This window comes from Pelagibius sp. (genome assembly GCF_028289705.1).
Taxonomy (GTDB): domain Bacteria; phylum Pseudomonadota; class Alphaproteobacteria; order Kiloniellales; family Kiloniellaceae; genus Pelagibius.
On record NZ_JANQOI010000182.1, the window covers coordinates 20,665 to 30,352 of the forward strand.

Sequence of the window (9,688 nt, forward strand, 5' to 3'; positions counted from 1 at the left end):
CGGAGGGAGTGGCCGAGACATCGCTAGTAGGCCTCGCGGTCTCCGAAGAGGACGAAGACCGTGCGGATGAGAATCCAGAGGTCGAAAGCCAGCGACCAGTTGTCGATGTAGAAGAGGTCGTATTCGACGCGCCGCTCGATCTTCTCCACCGTATCCGTCGCGCCGCGCCAGCCGTTGACCTGTGCCCAGCCGGTGATCCCGGGCTTGACGCGGTGACGGGCCGCATAGGCATCGACCGCGTCTTCGTAGAGATGGCCGTCGGCCTTGGCGGAGGTGGCGTGGGGTCGTGGCCCGACCAGGGACATGTCGCCTTTCAGAACGTTCAGCAGTTGCGGCAACTCGTCGATGCTGGTCCGTCGCAGCATCCGCCCGATCCGCGTCACCCGGCCGTCGTTGCGCTGTGTCAGGGTCTCCGCGTTGGCATCGCGCAGGTGGTGATGCATGGTGCGGAACTTCCAGCAGTCGAAGAGATTGTGATTGAAGCCGTAACGCTTCTGACGAAAGAACACCGGTCCCGGCGAGTCCAGCTTGATCGCCAAGGCGACCAGGGCGAAGAGCGGCATCAGCAGAAGCAGAAGGGCACCCGCGATAACGCGGTCTTCGACGGTCTTCAGGATGTGCGACCAGCCGGAAATCGGCCTGTCGAAGAGCCGCATCAGTGGCAGTCTGGCGACCTTCGTGAAGCCGCGGTCGGGAAAGGAAAAGCCCACCAGGTCGGGCGCCAGGCGAATCGCCACCGGCGTGCGTTGCAACTTGGTCACCACCTGCTGCAGGCGCCGGTCGGCAGTCCAGGGCAAGGCGACGATCACCTGGTCGACCTCGTCCTGACGGATCATGTGAATCAGGCTGTCGACGTTTCCCAGGAGCGGAAGGTCCTGGCTCTCCTCCTCAATCCTAGACATCCGGTCGTCGGCAAAGCCGATCACCTTGGTATAGGCATCGCCATGGCGGCGCAGATAGCCGGCGAGCCGGCGCCCCTGTTCGCCAGCGCCGAGAATGACCGTGCGGTTGGCGAAGCGCCCGGCAACGGCCAGACTGCGGACCCAATGCCTCAGTGCAAGCCGCCCGAGCACCAGGCCCATGCCGGCTCCGGCGAACCAGGAGAACGCCCAGGCCCGGGAATAGGTGTCGGAGATCTTGAACATAAAGGCCGCGGCCAGCAGGACGGAGAAGGTCACCGACCAAGCCGTCGCCAGGCTGCCGAAGGGAACCCGTTTGGTGAACAGGAACTCGTCGCGGTAGACGTCGAAACGATGCAGCATGAAGGTGGCAACGACCATCGCCACCAAGATTGCCGCGAGGTACCTTGGATAGTAGAGGTCGGGGGCCTCGGCCTGGCGAAGAAAGAAGAACAGCAGGCCGACCAGACCGATGATCATCAGGTCGCAGGTTCGAAAGACAATGTCGATGGTGATACGCGAAATCGGCCTGACGGCTCGGCCTGCTTGCTTGCCAATCAGCGCCGATAGCGCAGCATCCATTCCACAATCCCCCTGCTTGACTCAGCGGCACTGCGTTCCATCGGTCATACCTGGCGCTTAGACGATCGTTCTTCCGTGCGATCCTTCCAGCGGCGCAGGGCTCGAGACTGGAACAGTTCGAGACACCCCTTACTACTGCACCGCAAAATTTCTACCACTTCGGCCAACCCGCTTTTGTGATTTTGCTTGGGCTAAGTTGTGACCTTTTCAGGTGTCTCATGAAAGTCACTGGTGAACGCGATTGAAGTGTGCGACCGCGAAGACGCGCGACCTTCGTGACAGTATTTTTTGCATCTCCCCGAGCGGCTCCCGAGTGCGCAATGACCTCCCTTTCCCATTCACAGGACCCGTACCGCGCCCACTCGTTTCCGGCGCCCCGGTCGCAGGACGCGGCTCTGCGTCTGCTCGAATGGGCCTTTCTTTCGTTCACGCTCCTGGTAGCCGCTTACGCCTTCTCCCTGCTGCGCCCCCTGGAGAGTCTCTCCTGGTATCTCATCTACCTTGTGGCGCTCGGTCTGTTCGTTCTGAAGTATGGCTCCTTCCTGTCGTCGGTCTGGCGCAGCGCCCCGTTACTGCTTTGGCCGCTGCTGGCAGTCCTGTCGTTCTTCTGGTCCGACAATCCGCCGCAGACGCTGCGCTCGGCCATCCAACTGTCGATGACCGTCCTGATCGGCGCCTACATCGGCGGACGGTTTTCGCTCCTGGACATCTGCCGGGCCCTGTTCTGGGTGCTGCTGGGCTGCGCCCTGGCGTCCCTGGTGCTGCTGCTCGCCAAGGCGGGCATCGCCTTCGATCACAACGGCGTTGCCCGCGGGATCTTTCCGCACAAGAACGTGCTTGGCGGGCGCATGGTGCTGCTGCTTATTTGCTCTGTGCTGCTCCTCGCCGTGGGCAGGCACCGCCTGCCGGCCTCGGCCGCTGCGGTGATCGCCTTGATCCTGATCGCCAGCAGCCAATCGGCCACGTCAATCCTGATGACTTTCGGACTTGCCGTGGTGGCCCCGGTGTTTCTCGCCTGGCGCTCCCCCGCACCGCTCAGGCTGCTGAGCTATCTCATAGCCGCGATGATCGCCGCCTCGGCGGCCTGGGCGGTTCTCGCCTTCGACATCGATCCGGCCGGGCTGGCGCTCGAGGCTCTCGGAAAAGAACGGACGCTGACCGGGCGGTCTGTTCTCTGGGACTTCGCCCTGGGTCTGATCGAGCAGCGCCCCTACTTCGGGGTCGGCTACGATGCCTTCTGGGATGGCCGGGACGGTTCCACCAGCAGCTACGTCCAGTATGTCATGCGCCACGACCTCAAGAACTTCCATAACTCCTATCTGGACATCACGGTGCAACTGGGGCTTCTCGGCATTTGTGTCATCTCGCTCACCGGACTTTGGTTTGCTGTGCGCGCAGTCTCCACGCTCAATCGGGGCGAGGACGCGACAGCCGCCCTTCCGGCCTTCCTGCTCGTCTTCGTCGTGGTCTACTCGCTGAGCGAATACGCGCTCTTCCGCCAGCACGCCCTGATCCAGATCCTTCTGGGAGCCGTTCTGGTCGCCTCGTGGCGCTTCGCTGCGCGGCCGAAGGCGCCGGTTCCGCTACAGCATGAAGCACTTTAGGCTGGGGTTGACCGCAATCTCTTCTCTGATAAGCGCCGCCAGATCTCCGCTGCGAGCTGTACCGAAACATAGTGGAAGACGTGCCAGCCTTTGAAGCTGGCCGAGACGGCCCTGTGCCAGCTTCGTGCCTTGGCCGCGTCGATGAACACCCGCCACTGCAGGCGCTGATCGATGCTCCTCTTGTGCTGTAGCAGGGCCGTGCGGAATTCCACCGGCAGCATGGCGCCGCCGGACAGCAGGCGTTCGTCGACACCCTGCAGGCGCCTCAGATCTTCTGCCGTGTGCCCGGCAGTGACGGAGTCCGCACGAACGCGATAGCGATAGAGCGCCTGCTGGCAGAGAAAGAAGCGCCCGCCGGCGGCAAAGCAAGCGAGGTAGAAGGCGAAATCTTCGGCAAAGCGCAGGGACTCGTCGTAGCGCAGATCGTGTTCCAGTAAGAAGGCTCGAGAGATAATCGGCTTCAGGAAGCCGTAACTCCTCCTGGGTCGCTCTGGATCGGGAAGATTGCCGCGCAGGAACTCGGCGGCGGTGACCGGCGCGCAGCTTGCCGCTTCGCTGAGCGGGAGCATGCGTTCCGGCCTTCCGTCCTCCGGTTCCAGGATGAGGTTGTCGGCCAGGAGATCGGCACCGCAATCCCGCGCCAGACCGATGAGGCGGGCAAGACGGTCCGGCTCAAAGGCATCGTCGGCATCCAGCAGGGCGATCCACTGCCCTTTCGCCTGCGCCAGCCCCAGGTTGCGCGCGGCCGCCGGTCCGCCGTTGCGCTCTGCGGCAATGACCCGGATGCGCGGATCGTGCACCGCGAAAGCGCTCGCCACCGCCCGGGTTTCGTCCAGCGATCCGTCGTCGACGACCAGGATCTCCAGGTCCGTCAATGCCTGCTGCTGCAGCGACGTCAGCGCTGCGCCGAGAAAGGCGGCGGCATTGTAGGCGGGAATGATCACCGAGACTTGAGGCAAGGGCGCACAAAGCTCCACGGAGACGTCACTGCGAAGGCGCTGCGACGCTCCGTCCGCAGACGCCTGTACAGGCCGGCGGCATGGTAGCCCCGCCCTCACCGCGGCGAAGTGAGACATCTTTGTGGCAGGGGCAGTGCAGAACGCGTCAATCGCCCAGGAACCGTAAGAAGTCTGTGACGGTCACGCTTCTCACGCAATGACCCGAGGCGCAGTCCTAAATTCACCTCCATGACGAAGACAGCGGACAAGCAAGGCAGCTCATGGCCCGACGCTATCGCATAGCCTATGTCGTCGGCCTGCCCTACTCCGGCTCGACTCTCCTTGCGCACTTGCTGAACGCTCATCCGCGCGCCTTCAGTGTCGGCGATGTGCTGGACATCCACGGCTATGCCAATCTGCTGATTGCCAAGAGCGACCGTAATCCCTCCGGCTCGGCCTGCGGTTGCGGGGCAGAGAGCATCTGGAGTTGCGAGTTCTGGCGTGAGGTCGACGGCGAGATCGAACGGCGGGCCGGTCTGACCCTGCGGGATCTCGATGTCATGTCGAGCGATCCCCTGCGCTTTGCGGACCATAATCGCCTGCTCTTCGATTCCGTGGCGGACGTGTCGGGCGCGAGGCTCATCGTCGATTCAAGCAAGGCTCTTTCCCGCCTCACTGCCTTGCTGACCTGCACCGAGTTGCCGGTCGTACCCATACACCTAATGAGGAATCCAAAGGGCCAGATCTGCGCTGCGCTCAAGTCCGGCGGCGCATCGGTACTGAAAACCGCCACACATTACCGCCGTGCGACCTTGATGACCCTGCGGGTGCTGCGGGAGACTGAACATCTGCGCCTGCGCTACGAGGATCTCATCCTCGATCCGCAAGGCGCCTTGACCGCGGTGATGAGACCGCTGGGCCTGGAGTTCCGCGCCGCTCAGCTCGACTGGGCATCGGCGGAACGGCATGGCCTCTCCGGGAACCAGCTTCCCCGGCCGGCGGAAGGCAGACGGCGTGTGCAGGAGGAATGGCGGCAGATGCTCGGCCTTTCCCGTCAGGCGCTCATCACCATGTTGACGCTGCCTGCCATCTACGCGACCCGGCGCTACTAGGACCTACCCATCATGTGCGAAAGCCCCGTCCGCTCAGCGGCTTTCCGCCGGCTTGGCCGGCTTCAGTGCTCTGGCCATGGCATCGCTCCAGCGCTGTGGGACCACGAACTGCGTGAGGAGTCGCAGGGCATAGCGGGTCGAGATGTAGTCCGCCCGCCAGCAGCGCCAGAGGCCCCGAAGCACCACCCCGGGGCTTTGCCACACATAGGCCGGCATCTTCGATGCGAGCTGCGCGGCGAACTTCTGCCGGGTCGCAAAGGGCATCAGATCCCCGGTCGTCTCCAGCCAATCCAGGGACAGCAGGAACTTCGGGCGGTAACTCATGCGGTCTTCGCGGGTTTCGGCGTGCCAGCGCCCGAGGGGCTCCGGATGGAAATGGAAGCGCGCGCCGGCCTGCTGCAGGCGCAGGCAAAAGTCGATGTCCTGGTGAATGCGCAGGCTCTGGGTAAAGCGAACCCGCAGGGCGAGCTCCCGGCTCATGAAGAGTGCGATAGTCGTGAGCAGGTTGCCGCGCCATGGAAAGAGGTAGTCTCCGACCGTCTCGCCGGGGGCCATGCCCCGCTCCGGCAGGATCTGCGTGCGTCCGTCCTGGTCGTGGACCACCTGGGCGTAGTAGACGCAGTCCTGAGGGCGCCCGTCGGCCAGATAGCACGCCACCTGCTTGGTCAGCTTGTCGGAGGTCCAGACGTCGTCGGAATCGAGAAATGCGACGACCTCGCCGCGCGCGTGATCGAGACCGATGTTGCGCGCACCGCCTCCGCCCAGGTTTTGCGGCAAGGCGATCCAGCGCAGTTTCTCTTCCTCGGCCGGTGAAAGCGTCAGCGCGACGTCCGCGGTCGACGCGTCGTCGACCACGATAATCTCGAAGGCTTCATAGTCCTGCGCCAGCACGCTGTCGACGGCCCGTTGCAGCGCGGCCCTTCGGTTGAAGTTCGGAATGATGACGCTGACCAGGGGCAGGGTCGTCACGAAACGCTCCTAAGCTTTCAGTCCGAGGTAGGTCGTCTTGAGATGGCGGAAGGCCCGCCGGGTCGGGTAATAGGCAGCCGGCCAGGAATCGCGAAAAGTCGCCTGCGGCCAGCGCCGCAGCCGTTCCAGAACGCTGCGAAGGGAAAGGTCCCTCGGCTTGAAGTCGTGGTAAGGAGTTCTCATTAGATATTGATAATAAACATTTTTATGCGGATGCGTGTTGCTGAAATGCCAGGGCTTCGAGGGCGTTGTGTAGTGGATGATCGAGGGCCTGCGCAGCAGCGCCCGGTATGCCTCGTAGCTGAGACCGAGGCTCTCCGGCTCGCACCAGAGCATCGATGTCTGGAAGTTCCACTGCGGCGCCAGCTCGGCAATCTCCCCCAGGAAAACTGCGTTCAGGGCGTCCTGATCGTGGGCGTAGAGATGGGCGTGGTTGGCCTCGATGAAGGCGATGAGCCGCGCCGCCCCGTCCCCCTCCCGCCAGCGCTGCAGGTTGAGCAGCAGGACACCGGCATTGAAGTAGGGCGCGCCTGGAGGCATTCCCAGGTCGCCGTGGCGGACGAAGAAGGGGTTGTGGACGGCGCCTAGCACCTTGTTCCCGATGTCGCTCTCCCAGAGGGGTCTAATCCGGTCCTGAACCACAAGGTCGCAGTCAAGATAGAGCACACGGTCTTCGTCCAACGGCAGAAGGTCCGGAATGAAAATCCTCAGATAGGTGGCATGGGAGATATGTCCGTCGGTACGGAAATGCCGATAGCGGCTGATATCGAAGGGCCGGAAGCGAAGCCGGACGTTGGACAGCCCCTCGACGAGGCTGCGGACCCTGGCCTCGTCCTTCGAAGTCATGTTCAGAGTGATGACGAGGATGTCGAGCGCCTCACCGGGGTTGTTGGCCAGGAGGGAGGCCAGGGTTACCGCCAGATGCTGGCTGTAGCTGCCGTCGACACCGAAGACGAGCTTGATGGGCGATGCCGCCATGGCCCTAAGCCCCTCCCCAGCCCGCAGAAGCCGCTTTCGGGCTCGCGAAAGTCACCGGCGCAGCGGCGACGTTGACGACAGCGTTCATGGCTGCAACCAGACAGGCCACCTGCTGCTGCGGGTCGATCTCGGGTCTTTGCGAGTATGCGAGCGCGGCCGCGGACAGCTCGGAGCAGAGCTGCTCGCTCTCCCAGATCTCACGGACGGCCGCGGCCCAGACCTCCGGCGCCGCATCGTGCGCCAGCAGACGGCCGCCCGGACCGACGGCTTCCGGCAGGCCGCCACGGCGGCTGGCGATCACCGGGATGCCGCTGAACTGTGCTTCGGTGACCACCCGGCCCCAGGCCTCTTCCCATTGGCTGGGCACCAACAAACAGCGGGTGGCGGCATAGACGGTGCGCATGTCGTGGGTGCGCGCATGCAGACGGACATTGGGATGTGCGGCCACGCGGGATTCCAGCGTCATTTTTTCGTCGCGGTTCATCGGCCAGCCCTCGACGAAGCAGAAGGGAATGTCCGGACAGAGCGCGGCGACGGCAAAGGCCAGGTCCGCCCCCTTGACCGGATGGGGGTTGACGAAGGTGACCTGCCTCGGCGTACGGGCAGTCCGGTAACGCGCCGCCTGAAACAGCGGGCGGATCACCGTCGGTTTCGGCCCGAAGGTGGCGGCAAAGCGCTCCGCTACAAAACCGGAGTTGGCCAGGTATCCGACTTCGGGGACCTCGCCCGGATGACCGCCGAGTTCGTGAAACTCCACATCGCGCAGATAGACCAGCGTCGGGACATCGGCCGCCACCAGGGCCTTGGCCATGCGGATCGGTTCCCCGGACTGGACCAGCGCCACATCCGGGCGCTCGCGGGCGAGAAGCCGCCCGATCTCCCGCTCCGGGGCCCAGGCGCGGTCGACGCGGTAGCCCGGCGCCCGGTCGCTCCACAGCGGACGGCGGGTTGCTTTCATCAGCACCCGGTTCCGCAGGGCCAGCCAACCGTTGCCTTGAAGCTGCGCGAGAACGCTGCAGCGGTGGCCGGTTGCCTGGAGAGCGAGGATCAGCTCATGGCTGCTGGACTCCGACCCCCCGACACGCTGCGGCAGAAAGCCGTGACCTGTGGCGAAGAGGATCTTCATGTACGCTTCCCCGCGCTGCGGCTCAAGGGACCGACGGCTTGGCATTCCTGCCACAATCTGCCCAAATTTACGGCGCAGGCTTCTGCTCGGGCGGCACCCGGCCGATCATGCCGAAAGGCCGGTGCCCGCCTGTCCATCGGCGCAGCGACTATCCTTGGGGACACAGCATGAGCGTACTCTCGATGGTTTGGGATGAATCCACCCAGGCGCGGCTCGGACGCGCCATGCGCAGCGAGGAGGACGCGGGCCTGACCTTCGCTCTGGTGGCGCGGACCTTGGCTTTGGTGGTGGTCGGGGTCTGGCTCGCCATCGAAGTGCCCATGCCGCGGGTCACCTACTATCTGGGGCTGATTGGCCTGTTCCTGGTACTCGGCGTCGCGCACTACTTCACCCGCCGGCAGACGGATCACCCCACCGCCTGGACCGCGCTCTACATCGCCATCGACTCGTCGCTGTTGGCCGTTGCCCTGATCTTTCCCAATCCGCTTGCCGAAACAAGCTGGCCCATCCAGGGCAACCTGCGGATCCACAACGATCTCTATCTCTATATCTGGCTGGCCCTGGCGGCGATCAGCTATTCGCCCTTTCTGGTCATCTGGACCGGCATCACCACCATGGTTGCCTGGAGCGCTGCGACCTGGTGGGTGGCCTCCCTGCCGGAAACCATCACCGAGTTCAACGGCGAGCTCGCGACCCGGGCGGACCCGGAGTGGGTCGGCGAGACCTTCGGATATTTCTTCGATCCCTACTTCGTCAGCCTCGCCGGCTGGCAGAACCAGGTGGTGCTCTTCCTGATCGCGACGGCGTTGGTCGCTGCCGCCGTCTGGCGGTCCCGCAAACTCCTGATCCGGCAGGCCCGTGCCGAGCGGGCGCGAGGCAACCTGGCCCGCTTCTTCTCCCCCAACGTCGTCGAACAGTTGGCCGAGAGCGACGATGCCCTCGGCGAGGTGCGCACCCAGGAGGTGGCGGTGCTGTTCATCGACCTGGTCGGCTTCACCCGGCACGCTGAAAGCCTGGCCCCGGATGCGGTGGTCGAGCTGCTGCGGACCTTTCATCAGCGCGCCGCCAAGATCATCTTCGACCACGGGGGAACCATCGACAAATACATGGGCGACGGCATCATGGCGACCTTCGGGACGCCGAAACCCGGCGCCAAGGACGCCCTTTCGGCGCTGCACTGCGCCTGCGCCCTGCGAGAAACCTTTGTGGCCTGGAACCGCGACCGGCAGGCGGCGGGCGAGCCGGCCCTGGAAGCGGGCATGGGCCTGCACTTCGGCCAGGTGGTGTTCGGCGCGGTCGGCGATCCGCGCTGCATGGAATTCACCGTGATCGGCGATACGGTGAACGTGGCCAGCCGGCTGGAGCGCCTGACGCGGCAGCGAAACAGCCCGATCATCGTGAGCGCAACCACCATCGAGATGGCCCGGGCGCAGGCCGAAAGCGCGGCGGAAAACGACGCTCTGGCGCACTTCGAGCGGAT

Annotated in this window: 8 protein-coding genes; 3 read left to right on the top strand and 5 right to left on the bottom strand. The window is 64.3% G+C overall.

What is annotated here, in order from left to right:
- Positions 1 to 23: 23 nt before the first annotated feature.
- Positions 24 to 1,481: an undecaprenyl-phosphate glucose phosphotransferase gene (locus Q0996_RS23260; protein WP_299625780.1), complete on the bottom strand. Its 1,458-nt coding sequence runs from the start codon at positions 1,479 to 1,481 to the stop codon at positions 24 to 26.
- Between the two features lie 320 nt (positions 1,482 to 1,801).
- Here Q0996_RS23260 and Q0996_RS23265 point away from each other — a divergent pair, with 320 nt between their 5' ends.
- Entirely contained in the window at positions 1,802 to 3,085 is a 1,284-nt protein-coding gene (locus Q0996_RS23265) for an O-antigen ligase (protein WP_299625783.1), read from the top strand.
- Here the strand turns inward: Q0996_RS23265 and Q0996_RS23270 are convergent.
- Positions 3,082 to 4,044, bottom strand: coding sequence for a glycosyltransferase family 2 protein (locus Q0996_RS23270; RefSeq protein WP_299625786.1), 963 nt, complete (start codon positions 4,042 to 4,044; stop codon positions 3,082 to 3,084). The two genes, Q0996_RS23265 and Q0996_RS23270, sit on opposite strands and share 4 nt — an antisense overlap.
- 260 nt (positions 4,045 to 4,304) lie before the next feature.
- On the opposite strand from Q0996_RS23270, the gene Q0996_RS23275 reads away from it, so the two are divergent.
- Complete coding sequence (locus Q0996_RS23275; RefSeq protein WP_299625789.1) at positions 4,305 to 5,135, top strand: sulfotransferase; 831 nt, start codon at positions 4,305 to 4,307, stop codon at positions 5,133 to 5,135.
- Between the two features lie 33 nt (positions 5,136 to 5,168).
- Here the strand turns inward: Q0996_RS23275 and Q0996_RS23280 are convergent, their stop codons facing one another.
- From Q0996_RS23280 to Q0996_RS23290, 3 genes are read right to left on the bottom strand one after another with little or no spacing between them, the layout of a single operon-like run.
- Positions 5,169 to 6,104: a glycosyltransferase family 2 protein gene (locus tag Q0996_RS23280; RefSeq protein ID WP_299625792.1), complete on the bottom strand. Its 936-nt coding sequence runs from the start codon at positions 6,102 to 6,104 to the stop codon at positions 5,169 to 5,171.
- A gap of 9 nt (positions 6,105 to 6,113) precedes the next feature.
- Complete coding sequence (locus Q0996_RS23285; protein ID WP_299625795.1) at positions 6,114 to 7,082, bottom strand: glycosyltransferase family 8 protein; 969 nt, start codon at positions 7,080 to 7,082, stop codon at positions 6,114 to 6,116.
- A gap of 4 nt (positions 7,083 to 7,086) precedes the next feature.
- Complete coding sequence (locus Q0996_RS23290) at positions 7,087 to 8,208, bottom strand: glycosyltransferase (RefSeq protein ID WP_299625798.1); 1,122 nt, start codon at positions 8,206 to 8,208, stop codon at positions 7,087 to 7,089.
- 167 nt (positions 8,209 to 8,375) lie between these two features.
- Here Q0996_RS23290 and Q0996_RS23295 point away from each other — a divergent pair.
- Positions 8,376 to 9,688, top strand: a 1,313-nt coding sequence (locus Q0996_RS23295) for an adenylate/guanylate cyclase domain-containing protein (protein WP_299625800.1), incomplete at its 3' end; no start/stop codon positions are given.